This is a genomic window from Rhodococcus sp. KRD197, from assembly GCF_017168235.1.
Taxonomy (GTDB): domain Bacteria; phylum Actinomycetota; class Actinomycetes; order Mycobacteriales; family Mycobacteriaceae; genus Rhodococcoides.
Map to the genome: position 1 here is coordinate 1 of NZ_JABFAO010000001.1, position 24,262 is coordinate 24,262.

The window sequence follows — 24,262 nt, forward strand, 5'->3', positions numbered from 1 at the left end:
GCGGGTTATGCCGCGTTCGATTGCGGCGATGATTTGTGGTCTGAGTTCGGCGGCGGGGACGATGTGGTGGACGGATCCGACTTGTTGGGCTCGTTGGATGTTGTGGATGGTTTCGAATTCGGATGCGACTTCGCCGAGTTTGGCGTTGCGAACTTCGGTTGTGGTGGTGGCGAGTTCGATGCGTAGGTGTGCGCGGTCGGCGTCGGTGTCGGCTGCGGCGAGTGCGGTTTCGAGTTCGGTGACTTTGGGGTCGGCGGCGGTGCGGGCGTTGACGTCTCTGGTGAAGACGACGGCGGCTGCGGGTGCGCCGCCGAGGACGGAGGCGAAGGATCCTTCGACGGCGAGGACTTCCATGTTGTCGTTGAGTGCGCCGGAGAAGACGACGAATGCGCCGCCGTGGTAGCGGGAGACGACGCAGAAGACGATCGGTCCGTCGAAGTTGACGATGGCTCGTCCGATTTCGGCGCCGTATTCGAGTTGCAGGGTGCGTAGTGATTCGGGGGAGCCGTCGAAGCCGGAGAGGTTGGCGAGGACGACGATGGGGCGGCTGCCGCTGGCGGCGTTGATGGCGCGGGCGGTTTTCTTGGAGCTGCTGGGGAACAGTGTGCCCGAGGTCCATTGGTCGGGTCCGTCGGCGGGGAACCAGCCTTTGCGGGCGATGGCGCGTGATTCGATGCCGATGACGCTGACGGGGATGCCGGCCAGGTGTGCGTCGATGACGACGGAGGTGTCCGCATCGGCCATGTCGGCCCATCGTTCGAGGACGGTGTGGTCTTGGTCGACGACGGCGCGCATGACGGTGCGGATGTCGAAGGGTTTCTTGCGGTCCGGGTTGGTGACGGGTGAGAAGATGTCGCCGACGGTGGTGAAGTCCGATGCCGGGTGCACGTGTGGGTAGCTGCGGACGTCGCGGTCGGCGGGGTCGGCGGTGATGGCGCGGCGGGGGAAGCGTTCTCCGGGTGCGGTGTAGGCGTGGTCGTAGTGCGCGAAGAGTACTTCGATGGCGGCACGCAGGTTCGGTGCCCAGTATTGGGCTTGTCCGTTGGGGCCCATGACGCGGTCGTAGCCGCCGATACCGAAGTTGTCCTCGGCGGAGACGCCGCCGGAGTAGTCGAGGGACTGTTTGCCGGTCAGGACCATGGCGCTGTCGGGGGTCATCACGAGGATGCCTTTGGTGTGGGCGAGCATCGTTGCTTCGGCGTTCCAGTAGGGCTGGGCGCCGACGTTGATGCCGGCGACGACGATGTTGATCTCCCCGCCGGCTTGGGTGAAGGTGATGATGCGGCGTAGTCCGCGCGAGACCCAGTCCATGTTTTCGGTGCCGGTGGACATGGAGATGGTGGCGCCGGAGGACAGGGCGAACCATTCGACGGGGGCGCCGAGGTGTTCGGCGAGGTCGATCGCGGCGACGATGCGGGAGCATTCGGCTTCGGCGACGGTGCCGAGGGCTTTGGTGGGGTCGCCGAAGAGGGCGACGCGGGTGATGCCTTCGGGGTAGCGCTCGCTCGGTGTGCTGAGCACACCGGTGATGATGCCGGCGGTGTTGTGTCCGTAGGGGCGCTCGACGGGGGCGAGGGTGCCGGCGGAGTCGAAGTCGTATTCGGTGAAGGTGCCACCGGTGCCGGTGAGCAGCGGGATGAGCTCGTAGGGGTAGACGGTGCCGCGGGCTTGGCTGCGTTGGACTTTCTGGGTGTATTCGTCGAGGGGGCGGAGGGGTTCGGTGGGTTTGTCGGTGATCTTGGCGACGACTCCGGCGCCGGATCGGTAGGAGAATCGGATGGCGACTTCGCGGATGGGGTTGTCGCCGTCTTTGAGTCGGGCGATCATGGTGATTTCTTCCAGGCCCGCGCCGATGGTGGAGGGGGCGATGTGTCGGGCGATGGTGGCGAGTCGGTCTGCGGGGACGTCGAGGACGGGCCAAACGTAGAGGGTGACGCGGTTGGAGTCGAGGCGTTTGCGGCCGCGGCCCGCTTGTGCGCGGCGGATGCCGTCGAGGCAGGCTGCGATGGTCCGTTCGATTTCCGGGACTGCGACGACATCGCCGTTGTCGTCGAGTTGTGTTGTCACACCCCGGATTTCTGCGAGTGCCATCAAGCGTTCATCGGCCGGGTTGTTCTTGGCGTTGAGCTGGAACAGATACGTTCCCGGTGCCGCGGGGAGCCGCTTACCGTCGAAGTTCTTGAGCCGCCACAGATTCAACCGCTGCCCCGTCAACGGATGCATATCCAGAGTTACGGCGGCCATAGCGGAGGGGAAACGCCCGGTCCCATTCCGAACCCGGAAGCTAAGCCCTCCAGCGCCGATGGTACTGCACTCGACAGGGTGTGGGAGAGTAGGACACCGCCGAACACAAACCCCAGAAATACCCCCTCGACCACCAGGTCGAGGGGGTATTTCTGCATTCCCACACCATCCCGGTCGCACCTCACCGCTCGAATTAATCGCTGGCGTCATGGCCGGTCGATACCGCATGATCGTTCCCGTAGCGGTACGGAGAATTCGAAGCGAATGGGGTGATGGCTTGGTCGACATTTCCGATTCCGCTGTTGCGCTGGTGTTTTCGCGGACAGCGGTTCTCATCGATTCACGATAGCGACGTCCCATCCCGTTGTCGTTCTGTTATCGCGGCAGGCGTGCATCGTGCTGCCGTTTCGCCGAGCAAGTCTCGGAAATTCAGGGAGCTTCGATGTATCTTCACGAACTTGTCCTACGCCAACACGAAGCGAGAGTATCGGCGTCGCTCGAGCGGTATGCGCGGCGCACCTCGACGCCGAAGCGGCCCACCGATCGGTCGGCCCTGCTCGCTTGGCTACAGCGGGCACTTCACCGAAATCGGTGAAGTGCTGCGCGCGGTTTCAAAGGCGATGGTAGAGCACTAGGCTGAGGGGTGATATCCGAGTCGTGCGCGCAGCTACCCGTCGTAGGCACCTCTCTTCATCTGTACGGGTAGTCGAATTCGAGGTGGCGCGTATGGAAGACGTATCGGAGCAGGGCATCAGAGCATTTGTAACGGCAGTCGTGATGCACGGGGGCCGGGCGGAGCGTCTGGCGACGTCTCGCCGCAACCCGGTACGGGTGTGGGCCGTCGACGGAACTAGTTGTGTGGTCCGGGTGCGAACCAAGGCAACGGGAGATTGGAAGGCCCGACGCCAGGACGAGTCGCTGGAAACCGACGATACGGATTCCTCGTTTTGGGTCTTCGTCGATCTCGCGCAGAGCGAGCCGGCGTTCTTCATCGTCTCTTCGGAGGAGATGGCGACCGATATCAGGGGTGAAGTCGACCTATGGGTGCAGGATTCGCCGCTCCGGACGCGCACTGGTCATCATGCGATAGCGGTCGGCCGGGTGCAGCACGCGCGCGACAAATGGGCGCTGCTCGGGCTCAACCCCACGGTCGATCCGGCGTTGGCCGAAGCTGCTCGCACCGCATCGGAACAAAGTGTGCGCACTGCCGTTCGTCGTACTGGTAAGAAGAAGGCCGTTGCGGAAGAGGAGTTCGTCGATCCACGTGTGCGCGTTGTCGCCGATTTCGATGGGTATCGCTTGTGTGCTCGGTTCGATCCGGCTACCGGCCGGTTGGAGATCATGCAGGGCCCGATGCAGGGACGACGGTTCGAGGACCCCACGGAAGCGGCGAGTGCCGTGGCCACGCACATAAGTGGCGATGTCGAAGTCAGGGATGGATGGACGTTTTGGGAGCTCGAGACTCCGGAGCGTTTGCCGCTCGGCTCCCTTCGATAGCGCACCAATACCGCGTTTGTTTCACTGTGACTGGTCATAGGGATAGATAAAACAGCGGATGCGACTGGTTTCGGTCACTATTGTCGACGGAGATCCTGTTAAGCACGAACCGTCGACACCCCTCGATCTGCTGTGAATGTTGGCGATGGTTCGGCCCGATGAAATCGATGGCGACGGCGAGCGGCGTTGTCGACCAGGGAGAGGCCAGTTCCGTGGAACATTCCTTCCGTTCACCGTCGTTGCACGCATCGCGATTCGTCATCCTTGTCGCGCAGTTCGTGGATCGTCGTATCTCCGCCGACCACTTCTCTGGTCAGTTCAGAACCCTGGAACGGTCGGACTCGGGCTACCTCGATCGGGACGTCGCCTCGGTCGTGCGGAAGCTATCGGTCGACGTCGGCGCATACCGTGGTGACGTCGATCTGCGGGGCGTCGACTATATCGATAGCGAGCAGTTGTGGCACGCGGCGAGCGCAGCGTTCCGTGACCTGCTGACACTGCAATCCGAGCTGCTCGGCCGCGAAGCAGGCTGATCGTCTGTCGTCATCGGGATGCGGTTTCCTCCCGGTGCTTGACCAGGTCTTCGAGCCGGAACCGACGATGCGAGCCGCGCATCTCGATGGGCAAGCGACCGGAGTCGGCGAGTTTTCGAACGTACGTGTCGGAGACGCCGAGAACCTCGGCGGCTTGCGATGTCGTCAACAGGTCGCCGACCGCGGCGATGGTCACCGACGTGCCCGTCGCCAGTTGGCGCAGCAGCTCCATCACTGCGTGTCGTGCGGACGAATCCACGTCGAGTGGAACGCCGTCGAGAGCCACTTCGGGTGCTCGTCCGTCCAGCTCCTCGATCACGGCCGTCACTCGTCTGGCATCGTGGTGCGAGAGCGCAGCTGCGATGTAGCGGTGATCCATGTGGACGACCCTACTGTCCGCCGACACCCTCGACCCGTCGTCAGCTCAGCAGCACACCCATCAGTTCGGCTTCGACTGCCGCGAATGCAGGCGTGGTGACAATCTCGAGGTTCCGAGGACGCGGCAGCGGCACGTCGATCTGGCATCGAATGCGAGCGGGCTTGTTCGAAAGCACGATCACCCGGTCGGACAGGTACACCGCCTCCCTGATGTCGTGCGTGATCATCAGCACGGTCCAGCCGTACTCCAGCCACATGGACTGAAGCCAGGTCTGCATCCCTGTTCGTGTCAGTGAATCCAGTGCGCCGAACGGTTCGTCGAGCAGCAGTAGGTCGTGCCCCTGCACCACCGTGCGGAGCATGGCTGCCCGCTGCCGCATGCCGCCGGACAACTGCGCCGGTCTGGCCTCCTCGTAGCCGTCGAGACCGAACACCGGAAAGAGTTCCTGCGCCTTCGCCCGCGCCTCCCGCTTGGGAACCCCCTGAACCTCGAGACCGAGGGCTGTGTTCTCGAGTACCGTTCGCCAGGGAAAGAGCAGATCCTTCTGCGGCATGTAAGCGCTTCTCGGAGCCTGGACAGCCCCGGAATCGGGTGTATCCAACCCGGCAAGCATGTTGAATATCGTGCTCTTCCCCGACCCACTCGGGCCGATGATCGACACGAACTGGCCTGGGTCGACGTCGAAGGTCACGTCGCCGAGCACGGCCCGTCCGTCGTAAGCCTTGGCCAATCGGGTCACGTTCACGCTGCTCATCGCTGGAGCACCTGTCCGGGTTGGGCTCCAGGAGACGCCGGTCCGGAAGACCCGGTTTCCATTGCCCACGGCGCGATCATGCGCTCCGCGACATAGGTGAGGAGGAACAGTGACACGCTGATCAGCGCGGTGACGAGCACCGCCGCCAACACCAGGTCGGTACGGAAAGAGTTCTTTTGCTGGCTCATGTAGATCCCGAGGCCGGCGCTCGCCCCGGCGTACTCAGCGAAGATGGCCCCGACCACGGCATACGTGATGCCGATGCGGAGCGAGGTGAAGAACCGCGGCATCGCCGAGGGCAGCCGCACGTAACGGAACTGCTGCCACCGGCTCGCGCCCATGCTGTCCAGCAACGATCGGGCATCACGGTCCGCGGCGGCAAAACCCTCGATGAGGCCGATTGCCATCGGAAAGAACGTGGCCAGCGCGATGACGAGGATCTTCGGCATCAGCCCGAAACCGAACCAGATGATGAGCAGCGGCGCGATCGCGATGATGGGCAGTGTCTGGGACACCACGAACAACGGCACCAGTGCACGGCTCAGCCATGGCGAGAAGTCCACCGCGACGGCCAGAATCCACGCCACGGCCAACGAGACGGCGAACCCGATGATCGTGACCTGAAGCGTTGCCGATGCGTTCTCGGCGATGGCCTCGCGGTGCGCCCACCCTTGTTCGAGGACGCGTGCGGGCGACGGCAAGACCTGCGGACGCACATCACCGACGGTGACGTAGATCTGCCATGCGGCCACCAACACGAAAACGAGGATTGTCGACGGCAACGCCCAGCGGATTCCAGCTCGAATTCGCGAGCGCCGCGACGGCGTGGTTGCGGCGACGACGAGGTCAGTAGGGTCGGCCGCGACCCTACTGGGTGCTGAGGTACTCATCGGTGAAGTAGGTTGACCAGTCGGGCTCCGAGGTGAGCGTGTTGCCGCCTTCGTCGACGAGGACGCCGTTGTCGTACAGGAACTTCGAGTAACTGCTCCACTTCTCGATGTTCTGAGCACCGACGGCTCCCGTGTCGTCCTTCATGTAGTTGTCGGCGAGCATCTGCTGACTTTCGAACACCAGCCGTTCGTCGCTGAACACACCAGGGTTGGCGTCGATGACGTCCTGCGCCGCACGGTCCGGATCATCGGCGGCGACTTGGTAGCCGCGCTGCAGTGCCTGGACGAAACGGGTTGCGTCCTCGGGGTTGTCCGCGAGCCAGTTCTCGTTGCCGCTGATGGTGATGGCGTACGCGTCGGGGAAGCCGTAGTCGGTGTAGGCGAAGTACGTCATCGGTGTACCACTGTGCTCGGCTTCGATGCCCTCCCATGCCAGATAGGACACCGTGAAATCGGCGGTGCCGGAATACACCGCCTCGTAGGCAGAGGTTCCGAGCACGACGGTCTCGTATTCTCCTGTTCCGCCGTCGTTCTGAATGACCTGACGCAGTCCGGCCTGTTCGCCGACGTCTCCGAATCCGGCGTACACCTTGCCGTCGAGATCCTTCGGGCTCGAGATGTCGGAGCGGTCGGCTCTGACTCCGATGCCCGTTGCCCAGGTCTGCAGAGGTGCCAGCACCGAGACGATTTGTGCCCCGGCAGATTTGGCGAAGGTAGTCGAGCTTTGGGTGCTGATGCCGAACTCGGCGTTACCGGAATCGACTAGCGTATCCGGTGAGGTGTTGTTGTAGGGGAGAACTTCGACGTCGAGGCCGGCGTCGGCGAAATACCCTTCCTCGAGGGCGACGAACAATCCGGTGTGGTTCGTGTTCGGTGTCCAGTCGAGAGCAAATCGAATGGTGTTCGACTCGTTCGACTGCGAGCAGGCGGTGAGGGCGGCGACCGATACGGCGACGACCGCCATCGACAGTAGCTTCTTCACAGCAGGACCTCGCTCTCGTCCCGGAGCCAGGGCGTTGGATGTAATGCGCTGTCCCAGAACATCAATTCGTATCGTGTCGCAACCGAGAAGGCGTCGACCATCGCTTCGCGTTGCGCTTCGGTGGCCGAGGCGGCGGCGTCGTCGACGAGAATGCGCGCGCCGTCGACGATTGTGCGGAACTCGTCGGAGTCGTAGGTGGTCACCCAGCGGGCGTATGGGTGCTCCGGATCGTTCCGGAGTACGTCCTCGGCGGCGGGCGCGAGCCGTGCGGCCACATCGGCGTAAACCCAGAAACACGGGAGAATCGCCGCTGCAGCAACGGGATAGGGCTCCGTTGCTGCAGCGGCGATCAAGTAGGAGACATAGCCGAGGCAGGCGGGTGAGTGATACGAGTGTCCGTCGGCGGCCGGGAGAGCGTCACCGGAAAGAAGCGACTCGTGCAGCGACGCTTCCTCGACCGCGCTCGCAGCGGATGTGGCCCAGAAGGCTGCGGTCTTGGCATCGGGTGCTCGGGAGGCGAGGATGGACAACGCTTTCGCGTATCCGGCCAGGTAGAGCTTGTCCTGCTCGATGTAGGTGCGGAAGACCTCCAACGGCAGGGTGCCGTCACCGAGCATCGTCAGAAATTCGAGCCGATCGATCGCGGCGCGCAGTGACTGCGTCGATTCCCAGAATCGATCCGTATAGCGGACAGGGTCCACTGAATAAACAGGCGTTGTCATCGCCTTGACATCCCTTCGTCAGCATTACCTGCATCAGGTTCGACGGGTGTGATCTCAGCATTCATCTTCTATGAACGCACCCCGTGTCAGAACAACGCCGACCCTAGCACGCGCCTTTGGCGACCTCCGATGACATCGGTGCCGCTCACGGGGCAATGGGGTCGTCGAAATCTCACGTCGTACTTGTCTGTAGCTTCGAGCCACCGGCGGGCCGATCGCCAGGTTGGTACCTTGGCGTTCGAGACCGAGGAGGTGCCATGAGCGATGCGACATGCCGAGCGCACACGCCGTACGGGGATGTGATCGGTCACCGTGACGGCGCCGGCTTTGTCTGGAAGGGCATCCCGTATGCAGCCGCGACGGGCGGAGAACATCGCTTCCGGTCGCCACGCCCGTTGGCGCCGTGGTCGGATTCGCTCGATTGCGCCGCGTTCGGTGCGATGGCGCCTCAGGGCCGTGACGGTCCGGTGCCGATGGACCCGACTATTCCGATGTCCGAGGACTGCCTGTCTCTGAACGTGTGGGCACCGGAACCGGACGGTGAACCGAGACCCGTGATGGTGTGGATACACGGCGGCGCCTACGCGCTCGGATCAGCGGCGCAGAGCGTGTACGACGGTCGAAGCCTTTCCGAATCGGGTGACCTGCTGATCGTCACCATCAACTACCGAATCGGTGCATTCGGTTTTCTCGACCTGTCCTCCTTCTCGACGGACGAGGCCGTGTTCGAGTCGAACGTCGGCCTGCGCGACCACATCGCTGCCCTGCAATGGGTGCGACGGTGTATCGAGGCATTCGGAGGTGATCCGTCGAACGTGACGCTCTTCGGTGAGTCGTCCGGTGGCGCTTCGGTGACGACACTGATGACCTCGCCCAGCGCGGAGGGGCTCTTCCATCGCGCGATCGTGCAGAGTGCACCGGCCACGTCGGTGTACGGCGCGGACCGAGCCGCGCAGGTCGCCGCCCGTTTCCTCGAGCTCCTCGAGCTGACGCCGGACCGCGTCGGTGAGTTGAAGACCATGGATTTCGATCGGATTGTCGAGGCGAGTGACACCCTCTGCTACGAGGTTCCCACGCGTGTACCGGGAACGCTGGGACTCGCCCCCGTCGTGGATGCCGACATCGTGCCGCGGTATCCGGTGGCGGCGTTCCAGAAGGGCTTGGCGCATCGCATTCCATTGATCATCGGCACCAACCACGACGAGGCGTCGATCTTCAGGTTGATGAAGTCGCCGTTGATGCCGGTCACGTCCGAGACCGTGTCCGAGATGTTTCGCGCCATCGCCGCCGACCACGAGGATCTTCCGGCCTTTCGTATCGCCGAGATCATGTCCGCGTATCCTGATCGATCCAAAACTGCCGGTGCTCTGGCTATTTCGCGTGACGCCGGATTCAAGATGCCCAGCCTGTGGATCGCCGACGCGCACAGTCGGCACTCGCCGGTGTGGATGTATCGGTTCGACCACGCGACGCCGATGCTCAAGGCAGCCCGGATCGGTGCCGGCCACGCAACCGAATTGCCCTATGTCTTCGGTAATTTCGGCACACTCAATCGCGATCCGACGTTCTGGCTCGGCGGCCGAAAGGCTGCCACGGTGGTTTCGGCGCGCGTGATGAAGAGATGGGTAGCGTTCGCTCGACACGGTGTCCCCGCCCTTCTCGACGGCGGCAAGCACTGGCCGCTGTACACAGAGTCGGCAAGATCGACATTGGTCATCGACGGTCAGGACCGTGTGGTCGACGACCCGGACGAAGCGCTCCGCAGTGCCTGGGGAGACGAGGTCCTCGGGTTCAGCTGAACGTGGATCGAATGTCGGTGCCACGGGTTATTTTCCTCTCGTGCTGTTCACTCGGATCATCGACACCTCGACCACCGTCGGAGCCACGCGCTCGCGGAAGGCCAAGATCGAGGCGCTGCAGGAGCTATTGGCCGAGCTCGATCCCGCCGACACCGGCATCGTCGTGTCGTGGCTTTCCGGGGAGCTGCCGCAGGGACGCATCGGAATCGGTTGGCGAACGCTCGCCGAGATCGATACCCCGCCCGCTGCGGACGGCACTCTCACCATCGGCGACGTCGACGCCACGATCACCGCAGTCGCGGCCAGCTCCGGACCGGGTTCGGCGGCCCGCAGACGCGAGCTATTGACGGAGATGCTGGCCTCCGCTACTCGAGAAGAGCGAGATTTCCTCGTTCGACTGCTGACGGGTGAGCTTCGCCAAGGTGCCCTCGAGGGCATCATGACCGATGCGATCGCCAAAGCCGCTGGTCTGAAGGTCGAGCCTGTCCGACGCGCATTCATGCTGTCCGGCAAGCTGTCGGCGACGGCAATGGCCGCACTGGGCGGGGGAGAACAGGCGCTCGCTGCCTTCGGCCTCGAGTTCGGGCGTCCGATCCGTCCCATGCTGGCCTCGCCGGCGGAGTCCTTGGAAGCGGCGTGGGCGGAGTTCGGTGGAGAGGTCAGCGTCGAATACAAGCTCGACGGCGCTCGGATACAAGTTCACCGGGACGGTAACGATGTGCACGTCTACACCCGGACGCTTCGTGAGATCACCGACGCGGTTCCGGAACTGGTGGAGCTGATTCGCGCGTTGCCCTGCAGGGCGGTGGTGCTGGATGGCGAGACGCTGGCGCTGACCGACAGTGGCCGGCCCCGCCCGTTCCAGGAGACGATGAGTCGTTTCGGTGCGCGGAGCGCGCACGAGCTCCTGCTCAGCCCGTACTTCTTCGACTGCATTCACCTCGATGGAGAGGACCTGCTGGACGAGCCGCTGGAACGGCGCCTCGAGGCGCTCGATCGGGTCGCGCCGCAGCATCGCATTCCCGCGCTGCTTCGCCCGGACGCCGAGGCTGCGAGCGCGCATGTCGAGGCCGCACTCGATGCAGGCCATGAAGGTGTCATGGTGAAGGCATTGTCCTCGGTCTATGCAGCTGGTCGGCGCGGACGAACATGGCAGAAGGTCAAGCCCGAACACACCCTCGACCTGGTGGTGTTGGGCGCGGAATGGGGCTACGGCAGACGGACGGGCTGGCTGTCCAACCTGCATCTCGGTGCACGGGACCCTGACGGTGGTCCACCGATCATGGTGGGAAAGACGTTCAAGGGACTCACCGACGTGCTGCTGCAGTGGCAGACGGAGGAATTCCCGAAGCACGAGCGCGATCGTGACGATCACACGGTGTACCTGCATCCGACGCTGATCGTCGAGATAGAGCTCGACGGCGTTCAGGTCAGCAGCCGATATCCGGGCGGGGTGGCACTGAGATTCGCCCGAGTGCTGCGGTACCGGACCGACAAGACGCTCGCCGAAGCGGACACGATCGATGCCGTTCGCGCGCTGCTGCCGTCGTCGACCTGAGTCGTTACTCGGCCGAAACCGTGTGTGCCGTTTTGTAACACGATTCAGCGCACGTGGCGGCGGTGCATCTCCTATGTTGAGTGAGGTAGCCGGCGAGGAGCGGAGTGACGTGTATGTCCACAGTTCGAGCGGCCCTGGTTCAGACCAACTGGACCGGTGACAAGGAATCGATGATCAAGGCGCACGAGGATTACGCCCGTAGCGCTGCCGAGCAGGGCGCGAAGATCGTGTGCTTTCAGGAATTGTTCTACGGTCCCTACTTCTGTCAGCTGCAGGATGCACGGTTCTACGAGTACGCCGAGTCCGTGCCCGGCCCCACTGTGGATCGCTTCGCTGCACTGGCAAAAGAACTCGGCATCGTGATGATCCTGCCGGTGTACGAACAGGAGCAGCCCGGTCTTCTGTACAACACCGCTGCGGTCGTCGACGCCGATGGAACATATCTGGGCAAGTACCGAAAACACCACATCCCGCACGTCAACGGGTTCTGGGAAAAGTTCTACTTCCGGCCGGGCAATTTGGGATGGCCGGTGTTCGACACCGCCGTCGGCCGCGTCGGTGTCTACATCTGCTACGACCGGCACTTTCCGGAGGGGTGGCGCGCTCTCGGCCTGGCCGGGGCCGAGATCGTATTCAACCCGTCGGCAACCTCACGTGGACTGTCGAACTACCTGTGGAAGCTGGAGCAGCCCGCGTCGGCGGTGGCCAACGAGTACTACATCGGCGCGATCAATCGTGTCGGCGTCGAGGCGGAATACGGTGACGACGACTTCTACGGCACCAGCTACTTCGTCGATCCCGAGGGGAGATTCGTCGGGGATGTCGCTTCGGACGCCGAGCCGGAGGTCGTCGTGCGTGATCTCGATATGGATCTGATCAAGGTAGTGCGCGATAGGTGGGCCTTCTATCGAGACCGTCGCCCGGACGCGTATGCGCCACTGGTGAAGCCCTGACATGGCCACCACGTTCGTCCACGGCGGCACGGTCGTCTCGCCGACAGGGACGCAGCTACTCGACGTTCTCATCGACGGCGAAACCATTGCAGCGGTACTGAAGCCGGGTTCGACCGCGCTGGCTGCGGACCTGACGCAGTCAGCGGACACCGTCATCGACGCGACCGGGCGGTACGTGCTTCCAGGCGGGGTCGACGGTCATACGCACATGGAGATGCCGTTCGGCGGTACCTTCGCCTCGGACACGTTCGAGACCGGTACTCGCGCCGCTGCCTGGGGCGGTACCACCACGATCGTCGATTTCGCCATCCAGACGCCGGGGCAACGCGTGCAGGACACGCTGGCGCAGTGGCACGAGAAGGCCGCAGGAAACTGTGCCATCGACTACGGGTTCCATCAGATCATCGGCGAGGTGGACAGCGATTCACTGAAGGCCATGAGCGAGTTGGTCGCCGAGGGCGTCACGAGTTTCAAACTGTTCATGGCGTATCCGGGCGTCTTCTACTCCGACGACGGCAAGATCCTGCGTGCGATGCAGACCGCTGCGGAAACAGGGTCGCTGCTGATGATGCACGCGGAGAACGGTATTGCCATCGATGTGCTCGTTGCGCAGTCGATCGCGCGCGGGGACACGGCGCCGTACTACCACGGAACCTCTCGGCCGTGGCAACTCGAAGAGGAGGCAACGCACCGGGCGATCATGCTCGCACATGTCACCGGTGCCCCGCTCTACGTCGTCCACGTTTCGGCCAAACAGGCACTGGCGCAGATCGCCCAGGCACGAGGCAACGGCCAGAACGTCTTTGCCGAGACCTGCCCGCAATACCTGTATCTCTCCCTCGAAGAGCAGCTCGGTGCACCGGGATTCGAGGGCGCGAAGTGGGTGTGTTCGACACCGCTCCGGTCCCGTGCGGAGGGGCACCAGGACGAGCTGTGGCGATATCTGCGTAGCGGTGATGTCGCCACCGTCAGCACCGATCACTGTCCGTTCTGCATGAAGGATCAGAAGGAGATGGGCGTCGGGGACTTCTCCAAGATCCCCAACGGTATCGGCTCGGTCGAACACCGGATGGATCTGATGTTCCAGGGGGTCAAGAGCGGCAAGATCACCCTCGAGAAGTGGGTGGAGGTGTGCTGCACGACGCCCGCTCGCATGTTCGGCATGTACCCGAAGAAGGGGATCGTCTCACCCGGTGCGGACGCCGACCTCGTTGTCTACGATCCCGGCGGGCACACCAGTATCGGAGTGGGGAAGGCGCACCACATGAACATGGACTACTCCGCCTACGAGGGCTTCGAGATCGAAGGTCACGTGGACACGGTCATCTCGCGCGGTCGGGTCATCGTCGACGACGGTGCATACACCGGCAATCCTGGGCACGGGCGCTTCGTCAAACGCTCGTTGTCGCAGAATCTGGTGTGAGTGATGGATATCGGAGTCGTGCTGCAGTGCACGCCGCCGGCCTCGCGTGTCATCGATCTCGCTCGTCGCGCCGAAACGCATGGGTTCTCACACGTGTGGACGTTCGACTCGCACCTGCTCTGGCAGGAGCCGTATGTCATCTACAGTCAGATTCTGGCCGAGACCAGGCGCGTGACCGTCGGGCCGATGGTGACCAACCCCGCCACCCGCGACTGGACCGTCACAGCATCCACGTTCGCGACTCTCAATGACATGTTCGGCAATCGAACGGTGTGCGGTATCGGTCGCGGGGACTCCGCTGTCCGCGCACTGGGCGGCAAGCCGACCACTCTGGCTGCGTTGCGCGAGTCCATCCACGTCATTCGCGAACTGGCGAACGGACGATCGGCAACACTGGGGGATACGACGGTCCGATTGCCCTGGGCTGGAGCATCCAGGCTCGAGATGTGGGTGGCCGCATACGGACCGAAGGCACTCGAATTGACCGGAGAGGTAGCCGACGGATTCATTCTGCAGCTCGCCGATCCCGATATCGCGGCGTGGACCATCGATCGTGTTCGCTGCGCCGCCGAAGCCGCAGGTCGCGATCCCGCCTCGATCACCTTCTGTGTTGCGGCACCGGCCTACGTCACCGACGGCAGTGCCCAAGCTCTGGCGCATGCGCGGGATCAGTGCCGATGGTTCGGGGCAATGGTCGGCAACCACGTGGCGGACATCGTCGCGCGCTACGGCCGCGACGGCGGCGGCGTGCCGACCGCGCTGACGGAGTACATCGATGCGCGTCGCGGTTACGACTACAACGAACACGGTAGGGCCGGGAACTCGCACGCCGAGTTCGTGCCGGATGAGGTCATCGATCGTTTCTGTCTGCTGGGTACGCCGGCCGAGCACCTGAGCAGACTGAGTGTCCTGCGCGAACTCGGTGTCGACCAGTTCGCCGTGTATCTGCAGCACGACGCGAAGTCGGCAACGCTCGAGGCCTACGGCGAACATGTCATTCCGTTCATCGACGAGCCGGTGACGGCTACCTCGTGACCCCGGCTGCGGACGGGGCGTCGTACGCTCCAGTCGATATGGCATCAGGAGGAGGCGGCAAGTAGATGGATCACGTTTTCTACTCGTGGGCGGCGCAGGCGGAACTCGATCCCATCACCGTGGACCGGGCATTGGGCTCGTGGTTCTGGGACGAGGGAGGGAAAAAGTACCTCGACTTCTCCTCCCAACTGGTCAACGCCAACCTCGGCCACCAGCACCCTGACTTGGTAGCTGCGATCATCGCTCAGGCTCAGGTCTTGACGACCATCTCGCCGATGATCGCGAACGCCAAACGCAGCGAACTCGCGGCTTTGGTTGCCGAGCGAGCACCTGGCGATCTCGATCGGGTTTTCTTCACCACCGGCGGCGCCGAAGCGATCGAACACGCTGTCCGACTGGCGCGTCAGCATACGGGCAGAACGAAGATGCTGGCCGCCTACCGCTCGTACCACGGCGGCACCGGCGTCGCCATCGGTCTCACCGGCGAACCGCGGCGGTGGGGCACCGAACCGACCAATGTCGACGTCGTCCGATTCTTCGGTCCGTATCCCTATCGGTCGCCGTGGTCGACGAACTCACCGGAGGAGGAAACCACTGCGGCTCTGTCTCACCTGCAGCAGGTGATCGAACTCGAGGGCGCGCAGAACATCGCCGGTCTGATCCTCGAGTCCGTCGTCGGCACCAACGGTGTCCTCGTACCGCCGCCGGGCTACCTGGCGGGTGTCCGCGAGCTCTGCGATCGATACGGCATCGTCTACATCGCCGACGAGGTCATGGTCGGATTCGGACGTGTCGGTGAGTGGTTCGCGTGTCAGGCCTGGGACGTCACACCGGATCTCATCACGTTCGCCAAGGGCATCAACTCCGGCTACGTGCCCCTCGGTGGCGTCGTCATCTCCGAGCGCATCGCGTCGAAATTCGATCACAAGCCCTACCCGGGGGGACTGACGTACTCGGGTCACCCCCTTGCCTGCGCGGTCGGCGTAGCCTCCATCGAGGTGTTCGAACGTGACAACGTGCTCGGGCATGTACGTGCTGTCGGAGAAGACGTCCTGGGCGCCGGGTTGAAGAAGCTAGGCGAGTCGCATCCGAGCGTCGGCGAGGTGCGCGGCATGGGTTTCTTCTGGGCCCTCGAACTCGTCAAGGATCGCTCGACGCGAGAGCCCCTGATTCCTTTCGCCGCGGGCGGGGCTGATTCCGCGCCGATGGCAGAGGTGACTGCAGCCGCCAAGTCTCGCGGATTGTGGCCGTTCACCGCAGGCAATCGTCTGCAGCTCGCGCCGCCGCTCGTCGCGAGCGAGGATGAGATCGTGCAGGGTCTCGAAATTCTCGACGAGGTCCTCACGGTCGCCGACGAGATCGCTGCACGCGGAACGCCCTAGAGCACTGCCCCGCCCTAGAGCACTGCCCCGCCTTAGAGCACTGCCCCGGGATTGAGAATGCCCTGCGGGTCGAGAGCGGTCTTGATGCGCTGGGTGAGAGCCATGACATCGGCGCCCACCTGATCCGGTAGCCAAGCTTTCTTGAGTCGTCCGACGCCGTGTTCGCCGGTGATGGTGCCGCCCAACGAGATCGCCAGATCCATGATGGCGCCGAAAGCGATGTTCGCGCGCCGCTCCATGTCAGCGTCCGTGGGGTCGAACACGATGAGTGGGTGGGTATTGCCGTCTCCCGCATGGGCGATGACGGCGACGAGGACTTCGTACTTTTCGGCGATCCGCTCGATGCCCTCGACGAGGTCGGGTAGCGCGGGCAGCGGAACTCCGACGTCCTCGAGGAGGAGGCTGCCAAGCCGTTCGACCGCGGGGATGGCGAATCTCCTTGCAGCAGCGAACGCTTCGCCTTCATCGGGGTCGTCGGTGGTGAACACATCGATTGCGCCGGCCTCGCTGCACGCTGCAGCCATGATTTCGACCTCGCGTGCGCGATCCGCGCCCGGGGAATCGGAACGCGCGATGAGCATCGCCGACGCGTCCCGGTCGAGGCCCATCTTCATCGCATCCTCGACCGCGCCGATGGAGGCGCGATCCATGAACTCGAGCATCGACGGTCGCAGGGAGCGAGTGATCGCGAGAATGGCTGCCGTAGCAGCTCGTACCGACCCGAACGTCGCGACGACCGTGCTGGCAGGAGGCTGCGCGGGGATGAGGCGAACGGTGATTTCGGTGATGATGCCGAGAGTGCCCTCGCTTCCGACGAACAGCTTCGTGAGTGAGAGCCCGGCAACGTCTTTCAGGCGCGGGCCACCCAGTCGCACCGCGGTGCCATCGGCCAGCACCACGACCAGTCCAAGTACGTAGTCGGTGGTGACTCCGTACTTGACGCAACAGAGCCCACCGGCATTGGTCGCGGCGTTGCCGCCGATCGAACACATCTCGAACGAGGACGGGTCCGGGGGATACCACAGTCCGTGTTCGGCCGCTGCCTTCTTCACCTCGGCGTTGAGCAGACCTGGGCCTGTGACAGCTATGCGGGTCACTGGATCCACCGTGATTTCTCGCATCAGTTCGGTGCTGAGGACGATTCCGCCGTCGACCGCGGTGGCCCCGCCGGACAAGCCTGATCCGGCACCACGTGGCACCACCGATATGCCGTGGGAGCTGGCCCAGCGCATCACAGTCTGGACATCGGCGGTGTTCCGGGCGCGGACGACCGCCAACGGTATGCCCGCATTCGGATCCTTCGCCCAGTCTCGCCGGTAGCCCTCCGTCAGATCCGGGTCTGTCAGCACGGCGCCGTCGGGCAGTGCACCCGCCAGCTCGCTCAGGTCGGTCATCGGTGTTCTCCATCTCGATCAGCGCAGTTCTGCTCACCGAGCGTATTGGTCGCGGCTCCGACGCGAGTCGTTATCGCCTAGCGCCGCTACTGATTGCGCTGCATCGTCAGCTCGGCGAGTCGGGTAGCGCTCGCGCAGGGGTCGACGTTCCCGCCGCGATACTGGACCCACCAGGTGATGGTTCCTGAGTAGGCCGCGGTGATGCCGCAGGATGCCGGATCGCCGGGGCGACGTGAAAGGAAGGCGCTTGCACCGGACACGCTGACGGACTCGATCGAGTAGTCGAGGTTCTCGGCCAGAGTGCGTTCGCGGCCGAGCGAATTGTCCTCGAACCAGGCGAAAGTCACGTCGATGATCCCCGACGGGCCGCTGGCGTTCCACATGCACACTGCCCCGAAGAAGTATTGCTCGATGGCGTCGGCCTGGATGGATTCGGCGATCTGTTCGTTCGGCACCGCGACGCATTCCTCGAGCAGCTTGTCGAACTCCTCGCTGGTCTCACCTGCGCCCTCCGCTACCGGTGTGCCGGTGACGGTCGTGCTGCAACTCGCCGCCAACATCACCACAGTCAGCGTCGATAGAACCGGCACCGCGAGTCGAGTGCAGGGACGTCGAGTGGACGTGGTCATGAGGTCACCTACTTCGCATTCTGGACGGTCGCGCGCGCGAGGTCTTCGACGACCGAGCAACTGTCCGTCGGGGGTGTTGCGAAGGCGTAGTTGACCGACCAGTGCAGAAAGCCATCCCCGGATTCCACCCCGGCCTCGCAGGACAAGTCGTTGCCCCGCGCAGTGAACCCGGGGTGCCCGTCCGCATCGATCTCGGCGATCTCGCGGCCGATTCGCCCGGCGACTGTTCGTTCGCGGTCTATGGGGCTGCCTCGGTACCAGGTGAACATCGCATATGCGCCGCTGTCGGGCGCGTCCCATCGGCATCGCACCGCGTTCTTCGAGGTCGACACCAGGCGGGGGATGCCGGTGATGGACGCGAGCTCCTCGTCCGTCATCGATCCACACTCACCAACGAAGAGTTCTTCGGTGCTGCTGCCACCGGCCGACGGTCCGGCGGAGTCGGGCTCGGACGCTGGATCCGACCCAGCGCATCCAGCGAGAATGAGTGACAGGGCAGCCAGCGCAGCAGTCCCCGCACCGGCAGCTGTTCCCGTCCTCCACACGGTGGGCAAGCCTACCGATCCGATCGATTCGATGCGGCCGGACTCGATCGTTCTTCGTCACATCAGTCACATCAGTCACTCTGTTACCTGATCGATGCGTCCGTGCAACGCAATGTTGTCGCTGCGAGGTCTAGCGTCCAGTCCAGTGCGAAAGGCTCGGCGCATCAGCCGGCCGAATAGGAGGCCCAGACATGATGGATCCGCATCGCAAGTCCTGGAATTACGTCGCCGCGATGTTCTCGTACGAATTCCAGGATGGTGGAGTCGATTACGACACCATCGAGATGATCCACCGCGGCGATGTGCACGAATGGGTTGCCGCCCTGGCCAAGTCGGGACTGTTCGACAAGGCCACCGTCGTCGAAGCCGAGGACACCTGGAAGACGCGCCCGAGGCTGCTTCTGGACCTGCTGTTGCACGAGGCCGACGAGATGACGCGCCGACGCTGCGACATGGCCTGGTTTTCTCTCGACCGGCTCGCGCCGATCGCCCAGTCCGGTTAGATCCGCTCGAACCGATCGCCGTCCACGACGATGACCTGCTCATCGGTGAGCGTGAGATGGTCGATCTGCTCGCGTTCGAATCGAGCCACCATCGATCGGGCGGCATCGGTGTGGTCGAGGATCGATCCGTAGTGCGGCACCACCGCGGTATCGATCAGTCCCAATCCGCTCCACACAACGTCGCCGCCGACCGCCTCGACGTCGGCCGGATCGTCCGCAGTTTCGACTCCCCGCAGCGTTGGCGACGCCACGCATGCCCCGGCGCTGTAGCCGGCGAAGACGAGGTCCCCGTCCCGCACGCGCGAGACGATCGGGTCCTCGGCCCCGCACCGGGCCAGCTGCGATCTGAGCACGAAGGTGTTGCCGCCGCGGACCCACAGTGTGCCCGCCGAGTCCAGTTCCGTTGCCAGCTCGTCGGGTCGGCCGCGAAACTGTCGCAGGTCGAGTTCGAATGGATCCAAGCCGAGTCTGCGCAACCCGGTCATCTCGCTTGCGAGCGCGGAATCGCGCGCTGCAGCAGGCCACGCGTCCGCCGCATTGGCGATGACCGCAACGCGTGGACGATCGCGAGTCAGGGCCACGAAACGGGCGACGTGCACGCCGAAACGGTACGAGGCGAGGAACAATTTCACCGGTGGTCCTCGGCGGCGAGCCGTTCCATGCCCGCCCGAATTGCTTCGGCCGTCGCCTCCTGATCTTTGGGACGTCGAGTGAGGAAACCCGCCACGAAGCGCAGTTTGTCACCGTTCCATCGCGGTACGACGTGAAGGTGCGTGTGGAACACCGTCTGGAACGCGGCCTTGCCATCGTTGAGAACAAGGTTGGAGCCGTCCGCGCGTAAATCGGAGCGTCGGAGCGCCTTCGCGATCTGTTGCCCCGCGTCGAACATTGCTTGTCCGATCGAGGGCTCGAGCGATTCGAGATCCGCCGAGTGCGCCTTGGGGATGACCAGAACATGACCGCGAGTGACGGGGCGGATATCGAGGAAGGCGAGGATGTCGTCGGTATCGAGCACGATATTCGCCGGCGCGTCGCCGGCGACGATCCCGCAGAAGATGCAGTTGTCCACGCGGGTCACTCTAGCCTCGACCGATCGCTATGATGTCGATCACATCTGGCGATTGCCGTGCACGTCGCGAATGTTCGGATTCGATTCAGAGCGCGCGACTGTGGCGTGCGTTACCTCAGGTTCGGTGAACCTAGCTATCATCAGTGACCTTGTGCCTTGTCGCATGGATCTTGCCAGTCGTCGCTCGGATGCAGCCATTCGTCGACGTGCCGGCACCATTCAACTCAGGAAGTCGGAGATTTGGAAACATCGGAGAGTACTGAGAACGCAACGAGCAGTGGGGGGACCACCCGTGTCGGCGTCGTACGCGAATCGGGGGAGGGTGAGCGCCGGGTTGCGCTCGTTCCCAAGATCGTGGCCTCGCTCATCGGCAAAGGTGTCGAGGTCGTGGTGGAGTCCGGCGCAGGATTGGGTGCGCTCATTCCGGACGAGTTGTACGTCGCGGCCGGTGCCACGATCGGCGACCCCTGGTCCTCGGACGTCGTGGTCAAGGTAGCCCCACCGACCGAGGCCGAGATCGCGAAAATGAGCTCCGGCACGACCCTCATCGGGTTCCTCGCGCCCCGCAACGCGGACAACAGTATCGGCGCGTTGAAGGCCGCGGGAATCGAAGCCTTTGCCGTCGAGGCGATTCCGCGTATCTCGCGTGCCCAGGTCATGGACGCACTGTCTTCCCAGGCGAACGTCGCGGGATACAAGTCCGTGCTGTTGGCTGCTTCGGAGTCGACGCGATTTTTCCCGATGCTGACCACCGCTGCCGGCACGGTCAAGCCTGCCACCGTGCTCGTACTCGGCGTTGGAGTTGCAGGTCTGCAAGCGCTGGCAACCGCCAAGAGGCTCGGTGGCCGACCGACCGGATACGACGTGCGTCCCGAAGTTGCCGACCAGGTGCGGTCCGTCGGCGCGCAGTGGCTCGACCTCGGCATCGATGCCGCAGGCGAAGGCGGCTACGCGCGTGAGCTGACCGACGCCGAGCGCACACAGCAGCAACAGGCACTCGAAGAAGCCATCAAGGGTTTCGACGTCGTCATCACCACCGCTCTGGTGCCGGGGCGGCCCGCGCCGCGCCTGGTCACCGCAGCCGCTGTCGAGGGCATGAAGCCCGGCAGCGTCGTGGTGGATCTCGCCGGTGAGACGGGCGGCAACTGCGAGCTGACCGAGCCGGGACAGACCGTCGTCAAGCACGACGTCACCATCTGCTCCCCGTTGAATCTGCCTGCGACGATGCCCGAGCACGCCAGCGAGCTCTACTCGAAGAACATCTCGGCACTGCTCGAACTCATGCTCACCGACGGCCGACTCGCCCCCGATTTCTCGGACGAGGTCCTCGCCGGTGCGTGCGTGACACGTGAGAAGGAGAACTGATGTACACCCCGCTACTTGCGAATATCGCGATCCTGGTCTTGTCCGGGTTCGTGGGGTTCGCGGTGATCTCCAAGGTGCCCAACACCCTGCACACTCCGTTGATGTCGGGCACCAACGCCATCCACGGCATCGTCGTTCTCGGCGCCCTGGTGGTGCTCGGAAAGGTGGAGAGTCCGTCGATCGGTCTGCAGATCATCCTGTTCGTGGCTCTGGTGTTCGGAACTGTCAACGTGATCGGTGGATTCGTCGTCACCGACCGCATGCTCGGAATGTTCAAGTCCAAGCCTGTCGCCCCCACGGCAACCTCGAAGGGGGCTGACTCCTGATGGACAATCTCGTCAACATCCTCTACATCATCGCGTTCGCGATGTTCATCTACGGCCTGATGGGATTGACCGGGCCCAAGACTGCTGTGCGCGGCAACAAGATCGCTGCAGCGGGCATGGGTCTGGCCGTGGTCGCAACTCTGATCGCGGTGCGCGACACCGAGAACTGGATCCTCATCGCCGCCGGGCTTGCCGTGGGTATCGCACTCGGCATCCCGCCGGCGCTACGCGTGAAGATGACAGCCATGCCGCAGTTGGTGGCACTGTTCAACGGCGTCGGCGGCGGCACCGTCGCGTTGATCGCGTGGGCTGAATTCCTCGACACATCCGGCTTCTCCAACTTCCAGCACGGCGAATCGCCGACGGTGCATATCGTCATCGGGTCGCTCTTCGCAGCGATCATCGGCTCGATCTCGTTCTGGGGTTCGCTGATCGCGTTCCTCAAACTGCAGGAGACACTGCCGGGTAGTCCGATCACGATCGGCAAGCTCCAGCAACCGATGAATGCACTCCTGCTCATCGGCGCGGTAGCGGCAGCTGTCGTCATCGGCATCAACGCCACTCCAGGCGGCGGAGTGTCGCAGTGGTGGATCGTCGCAGTGCTGGTGCTCGCAGGCGTCCTCGGATTGACGGTGGTGCTGCCCATCGGCGGCGCCGACATGCCGGTGGTGATCTCGCTGCTCAACGCGTTGACCGGACTTTCGGCGGCGGCGGCCGGTCTGGCTCTGAACAACACCGCGATGATCGTGGCGGGCATGATCGTCGGTGCCTCGGGCTCCATCCTGACGAACCTGATGGCCAAGGCGATGAACCGGTCCATCCCGGCGATCGTCGCGGGCGGCTTCGGCGGTGGCGACGCGGTTGCCGGCCCTGCCGGTGCCGGTGGTGGCACGGCGAAGGCCACCTCCGCCGCAGACGCAGCCATCCAGATGGCGTACGCCAACCAGGTCATCGTCGTTCCCGGTTACGGACTTGCCGTCGCGCAGGCCCAGCACGCGGTCAAGGACATGGCCAAACTGCTCGAAGCGAAAGGCGTCGAGGTCAAGTACGCCATTCATCCTGTCGCCGGTCGTATGCCCGGCCATATGAACGTGCTGCTCGCCGAGGCCGATGTCGAGTACGACGCCATGAAGGAAATGGACGACATCAACGACGAGTTCGCGCGCACCGACGTGACGCTGGTGATCGGCGCCAACGACGTCACCAACCCTGCGGCTCGCAACGATCCGTCATCGCCGATTCACGGCATGCCGATCCTCAACGTGGATCAGTCCAGATCGGTGATCGTGCTCAAGCGGTCGATGAACTCCGGCTTCGCCGGTATCGAAAACCCACTGTTCTTCGCCGAGGGCACCTCGATGCTCTTCGGTGATGCGAAGAAGTCGGTCTCCGAGGTCTCCGAGGAGCTCAAGGCGCTGTAGACACCTGCAACGCTGAAGAGCCGTAGGGCCCGTGCGTGCGTGATTGCCTTTTGAAGAAGGGTAACCACGCGCACACGGGCCCTACGGCGTTCTCACCGCCTGCGCAGTGCCATGGCCGCGGTATCGAGGGGGTTCTGCGCCTCCCGCTCCGCGGCGACGGGGGAGTACACCATCACGGCGGAGGAACCAGCCCACCATGCCGCGATGATGAGCAGCGTCGTGGTGACGCCGACGACCGATGCGGAACCTCCGACGACGGCCGCGCCCGCAACGGCCACCGCGGCAACAGTGCCCAGACCCCAGATCATCGGGGCAAAGCGCGCGGATGCAACCAATGTCGACGCGCATATCAGCGACAGGGCTGCCGCCACGTAGCCGCTCGGCAGAGCCGATGCCGGAACTGCACCATCTGCCCAGGTCCGTACCGCCGCAGTGGTGAGCGAGGTACCCACCACCAAGGAAATGACGGAGCCGATGGCGTAGGGGAGCTTCCTGATCAACGCCACGACGGTGAGAGCGGAGACGGCGATCAGAACGGGTGTGATCCCGAAGAACTGCAGCAGGGTTTCCGACGGTGCAGTCAGGCTCGGAACGATCGCCCTCGAGTGGGGATAGGTGACACCTACGATCGGAAGTACGGCGAGAACGGCCACCAGAGCGAGCACGGCCGCGGCACCGGCACATGCACGCCGGATCGTTGCCCGTCGCCTTTCGACGGCTCTATGGTCCTGGTCGGTACCCGCTGCCACATTTCCTTCGAGTTCGATCAGTTCCATGCTGTCCGTGTCCGACGCCATGTTTTCTCGAGCCCCCTTTGCCTGTCCTGCTGTTACGCGTAGTACTCGGTTGTTCTTGTACG

Annotated in this window: 23 protein-coding genes, 1 rRNA gene, 1 pseudogene and 1 riboswitch; of the genes and pseudogenes, 13 read left to right on the top strand and 12 right to left on the bottom strand. The window is 63.8% G+C overall.

Annotated elements, in window-relative coordinates:
• Positions 1-2,226: pseudogene (locus J1M86_RS00005) on the bottom strand (carboxyl transferase domain-containing protein); the annotation flags it as partial.
• Between the two features lie 6 nt (positions 2,227-2,232).
• On the opposite strand from J1M86_RS00005, the gene rrf reads away from it, so the two are divergent.
• From rrf to J1M86_RS00020, 3 genes are all read left to right on the top strand, one after another.
• Positions 2,233-2,349 (top strand): 5S ribosomal RNA (gene rrf / locus J1M86_RS00010).
• Positions 2,350-2,970: 621 nt separating this feature from the next.
• A complete protein-coding gene (locus J1M86_RS00015) occupies positions 2,971-3,741 on the top strand; it encodes a hypothetical protein (RefSeq protein ID WP_075837195.1) in 771 nt (256 codons plus the stop codon).
• 212 nt (positions 3,742-3,953) lie between these two features.
• The gene (locus J1M86_RS00020; RefSeq protein WP_075837198.1) at positions 3,954-4,274 is read left to right on the top strand and encodes a colicin immunity domain-containing protein; all 321 of its coding nucleotides are present in this window, start codon (positions 3,954-3,956) and stop codon (positions 4,272-4,274) included.
• Positions 4,275-4,284: 10 nt separating this feature from the next.
• Here the strand turns inward: J1M86_RS00020 and J1M86_RS00025 are convergent, their stop codons facing one another.
• The 5 genes from J1M86_RS00025 to J1M86_RS00045 form a co-directional block, all read right to left on the bottom strand.
• Positions 4,285-4,653, bottom strand: coding sequence for a helix-turn-helix domain-containing protein (locus J1M86_RS00025; RefSeq protein WP_075837194.1), 369 nt, complete (start codon positions 4,651-4,653; stop codon positions 4,285-4,287).
• A 40-nt stretch (positions 4,654-4,693) separates the two neighbouring features.
• A complete protein-coding gene (locus tag J1M86_RS00030; RefSeq protein WP_075837193.1) occupies positions 4,694-5,407 on the bottom strand; it encodes an ABC transporter ATP-binding protein in 714 nt (237 codons plus the stop codon).
• Positions 5,404-6,297 (bottom strand): ABC transporter permease, encoded by an 894-nt coding sequence (locus J1M86_RS00035; protein WP_206508235.1) that lies wholly within the window; start codon positions 6,295-6,297, stop codon positions 5,404-5,406. The genes J1M86_RS00030 and J1M86_RS00035 overlap by 4 nt, the downstream gene beginning before the upstream one ends.
• Complete coding sequence (locus tag J1M86_RS00040) at positions 6,275-7,261, bottom strand: ABC transporter substrate-binding protein (protein WP_206508625.1); 987 nt, start codon at positions 7,259-7,261, stop codon at positions 6,275-6,277. Before J1M86_RS00040 ends, J1M86_RS00035 begins: the two co-directional genes overlap by 23 nt.
• 14 nt (positions 7,262-7,275) lie before the next feature.
• Positions 7,276-8,001, bottom strand: a complete 726-nt coding sequence (locus J1M86_RS00045; RefSeq protein WP_075837196.1) for a TenA family protein — start codon at positions 7,999-8,001, stop codon at positions 7,276-7,278.
• Positions 7,995-8,095, bottom strand: a riboswitch (TPP riboswitch). It overlaps the preceding gene by 7 nt.
• A gap of 163 nt (positions 8,096-8,258) precedes the next feature.
• Here J1M86_RS00045 and J1M86_RS00050 point away from each other — a divergent pair.
• The 6 genes from J1M86_RS00050 (at position 8,259) to J1M86_RS00075 (ending at position 16,151) form a co-directional block, all read left to right on the top strand.
• Positions 8,259-9,800 carry a carboxylesterase/lipase family protein gene (locus J1M86_RS00050; RefSeq protein WP_206508236.1) on the top strand — a complete coding sequence of 514 codons (1,542 nt, stop codon included), beginning with the start codon at positions 8,259-8,261 and terminating at the stop codon, positions 9,798-9,800.
• Between the two features lie 40 nt (positions 9,801-9,840).
• Positions 9,841-11,358, top strand: coding sequence for an ATP-dependent DNA ligase (locus tag J1M86_RS00055; RefSeq protein WP_206508237.1), 1,518 nt, complete (start codon positions 9,841-9,843; stop codon positions 11,356-11,358).
• A 113-nt stretch (positions 11,359-11,471) separates the two neighbouring features.
• Positions 11,472-12,311, top strand: coding sequence for a nitrilase-related carbon-nitrogen hydrolase (locus tag J1M86_RS00060; RefSeq protein WP_075837431.1), 840 nt, complete (start codon positions 11,472-11,474; stop codon positions 12,309-12,311).
• A 1-nt stretch (position 12,312) separates the two neighbouring features.
• On the top strand, positions 12,313-13,734 hold the full coding sequence (gene hydA / locus J1M86_RS00065) for a dihydropyrimidinase (RefSeq protein WP_206508238.1): 1,422 nt from the start codon (positions 12,313-12,315) through the stop codon (positions 13,732-13,734).
• A 3-nt stretch (positions 13,735-13,737) separates the two neighbouring features.
• Positions 13,738-14,769 (top strand): TIGR03842 family LLM class F420-dependent oxidoreductase, encoded by a 1,032-nt coding sequence (locus J1M86_RS00070; RefSeq protein ID WP_206508239.1) that lies wholly within the window; start codon positions 13,738-13,740, stop codon positions 14,767-14,769.
• A gap of 65 nt (positions 14,770-14,834) precedes the next feature.
• On the top strand, positions 14,835-16,151 hold the full coding sequence (locus J1M86_RS00075) for an aspartate aminotransferase family protein (protein ID WP_206508240.1): 1,317 nt from the start codon (positions 14,835-14,837) through the stop codon (positions 16,149-16,151).
• Positions 16,152-16,183: 32 nt separating this feature from the next.
• Here J1M86_RS00075 and J1M86_RS00080 read toward each other — a convergent pair whose 3' ends face one another.
• From J1M86_RS00080 to J1M86_RS00090, 3 genes are all read right to left on the bottom strand, one after another.
• Positions 16,184-17,545, bottom strand: a complete 1,362-nt coding sequence (locus J1M86_RS00080) for an FAD-binding oxidoreductase (RefSeq protein ID WP_206508241.1) — start codon at positions 17,543-17,545, stop codon at positions 16,184-16,186.
• An 86-nt stretch (positions 17,546-17,631) separates the two neighbouring features.
• A complete protein-coding gene (locus J1M86_RS00085; RefSeq protein WP_241259420.1) occupies positions 17,632-18,105 on the bottom strand; it encodes a DUF3558 domain-containing protein in 474 nt (157 codons plus the stop codon).
• A gap of 77 nt (positions 18,106-18,182) precedes the next feature.
• Entirely contained in the window at positions 18,183-18,719 is a 537-nt protein-coding gene (locus J1M86_RS00090) for a DUF3558 domain-containing protein (protein ID WP_307786486.1), read from the bottom strand.
• A 191-nt stretch (positions 18,720-18,910) separates the two neighbouring features.
• Here J1M86_RS00090 and J1M86_RS00095 point away from each other — a divergent pair, with 191 nt between their 5' ends.
• The gene (locus J1M86_RS00095; protein ID WP_206508243.1) at positions 18,911-19,222 is read left to right on the top strand and encodes a hypothetical protein; all 312 of its coding nucleotides are present in this window, start codon (positions 18,911-18,913) and stop codon (positions 19,220-19,222) included.
• On the opposite strand, the gene J1M86_RS00100 is transcribed toward J1M86_RS00095, so the two are convergent.
• Together J1M86_RS00100 and J1M86_RS00105 are read right to left on the bottom strand one after the other, a co-directional pair.
• Positions 19,219-19,854, bottom strand: coding sequence for a Type 1 glutamine amidotransferase-like domain-containing protein (locus J1M86_RS00100; RefSeq protein WP_206508244.1), 636 nt, complete (start codon positions 19,852-19,854; stop codon positions 19,219-19,221). The two genes, J1M86_RS00095 and J1M86_RS00100, sit on opposite strands and share 4 nt — an antisense overlap.
• Complete coding sequence (locus J1M86_RS00105; protein ID WP_206508245.1) at positions 19,851-20,291, bottom strand: HIT family protein; 441 nt, start codon at positions 20,289-20,291, stop codon at positions 19,851-19,853. Before J1M86_RS00105 ends, J1M86_RS00100 begins: the two co-directional genes overlap by 4 nt.
• Before the next feature lie 240 nt (positions 20,292-20,531).
• On the opposite strand from J1M86_RS00105, the gene J1M86_RS00110 reads away from it, so the two are divergent.
• The 3 genes from J1M86_RS00110 to J1M86_RS00120 are packed head-to-tail and all read left to right on the top strand — an operon-like array spanning position 20,532 to position 23,403.
• Complete coding sequence (locus tag J1M86_RS00110) at positions 20,532-21,656, top strand: Re/Si-specific NAD(P)(+) transhydrogenase subunit alpha (RefSeq protein ID WP_075837441.1); 1,125 nt, start codon at positions 20,532-20,534, stop codon at positions 21,654-21,656.
• The gene (locus J1M86_RS00115; protein WP_206508246.1) at positions 21,656-21,982 is read left to right on the top strand and encodes an NAD(P) transhydrogenase subunit alpha; all 327 of its coding nucleotides are present in this window, start codon (positions 21,656-21,658) and stop codon (positions 21,980-21,982) included. The genes J1M86_RS00110 and J1M86_RS00115 overlap by 1 nt, the downstream gene beginning before the upstream one ends.
• Positions 21,982-23,403: an NAD(P)(+) transhydrogenase (Re/Si-specific) subunit beta gene (locus J1M86_RS00120; RefSeq protein WP_206508247.1), complete on the top strand. Its 1,422-nt coding sequence runs from the start codon at positions 21,982-21,984 to the stop codon at positions 23,401-23,403. The genes J1M86_RS00115 and J1M86_RS00120 overlap by 1 nt, the downstream gene beginning before the upstream one ends.
• A 92-nt stretch (positions 23,404-23,495) precedes the next feature.
• On the opposite strand, the gene J1M86_RS00125 is transcribed toward J1M86_RS00120, so the two are convergent.
• Positions 23,496-24,200, bottom strand: coding sequence for a hypothetical protein (locus tag J1M86_RS00125; protein ID WP_075837445.1), 705 nt, complete (start codon positions 24,198-24,200; stop codon positions 23,496-23,498).
• Positions 24,201-24,262: the final 62 nt, after the last annotated feature.

What these genes read in the sequence shown, in the direction of transcription:
- J1M86_RS00015 (WP_075837195.1), top strand. Translation starts at nt 2,971, where the DNA reads ATGGAAGACGTATCGGAGCAGGGCATCAGAGCATTTGTAACGGCAGTC.
- hydA (WP_206508238.1), top strand. Translation starts at nt 12,313, where the DNA reads ATGGCCACCACGTTCGTCCACGGCGGCACGGTCGTCTCGCCGACAGGG.
- J1M86_RS00045 (WP_075837196.1), bottom strand. Translation starts at nt 8,001, where the DNA reads ATGACAACGCCTGTTTATTCAGTGGACCCTGTCCGCTATACGGATCGA.
- J1M86_RS00085 (WP_241259420.1), bottom strand. Translation starts at nt 18,105, where the DNA reads ATGTTGGCGGCGAGTTGCAGCACGACCGTCACCGGCACACCGGTAGCG.
- J1M86_RS00025 (WP_075837194.1), bottom strand. Translation starts at nt 4,653, where the DNA reads ATGGATCACCGCTACATCGCAGCTGCGCTCTCGCACCACGATGCCAGA.
- J1M86_RS00080 (WP_206508241.1), bottom strand. Translation starts at nt 17,545, where the DNA reads ATGACCGACCTGAGCGAGCTGGCGGGTGCACTGCCCGACGGCGCCGTG.
- J1M86_RS00060 (WP_075837431.1), top strand. Translation starts at nt 11,472, where the DNA reads ATGTCCACAGTTCGAGCGGCCCTGGTTCAGACCAACTGGACCGGTGAC.
- J1M86_RS00070 (WP_206508239.1), top strand. Translation starts at nt 13,738, where the DNA reads ATGGATATCGGAGTCGTGCTGCAGTGCACGCCGCCGGCCTCGCGTGTC.
- J1M86_RS00095 (WP_206508243.1), top strand. Translation starts at nt 18,911, where the DNA reads ATGATGGATCCGCATCGCAAGTCCTGGAATTACGTCGCCGCGATGTTC.
- J1M86_RS00035 (WP_206508235.1), bottom strand. Translation starts at nt 6,297, where the DNA reads ATGAGTACCTCAGCACCCAGTAGGGTCGCGGCCGACCCTACTGACCTC.
- J1M86_RS00075 (WP_206508240.1), top strand. Translation starts at nt 14,835, where the DNA reads ATGGATCACGTTTTCTACTCGTGGGCGGCGCAGGCGGAACTCGATCCC.
- J1M86_RS00050 (WP_206508236.1), top strand. Translation starts at nt 8,259, where the DNA reads ATGAGCGATGCGACATGCCGAGCGCACACGCCGTACGGGGATGTGATC.
- J1M86_RS00120 (WP_206508247.1), top strand. Translation starts at nt 21,982, where the DNA reads ATGGACAATCTCGTCAACATCCTCTACATCATCGCGTTCGCGATGTTC.
- J1M86_RS00115 (WP_206508246.1), top strand. Translation starts at nt 21,656, where the DNA reads ATGTACACCCCGCTACTTGCGAATATCGCGATCCTGGTCTTGTCCGGG.
- J1M86_RS00125 (WP_075837445.1), bottom strand. Translation starts at nt 24,200, where the DNA reads ATGGCGTCGGACACGGACAGCATGGAACTGATCGAACTCGAAGGAAAT.
- J1M86_RS00030 (WP_075837193.1), bottom strand. Translation starts at nt 5,407, where the DNA reads ATGAGCAGCGTGAACGTGACCCGATTGGCCAAGGCTTACGACGGACGG.
- J1M86_RS00040 (WP_206508625.1), bottom strand. Translation starts at nt 7,261, where the DNA reads ATGGCGGTCGTCGCCGTATCGGTCGCCGCCCTCACCGCCTGCTCGCAG.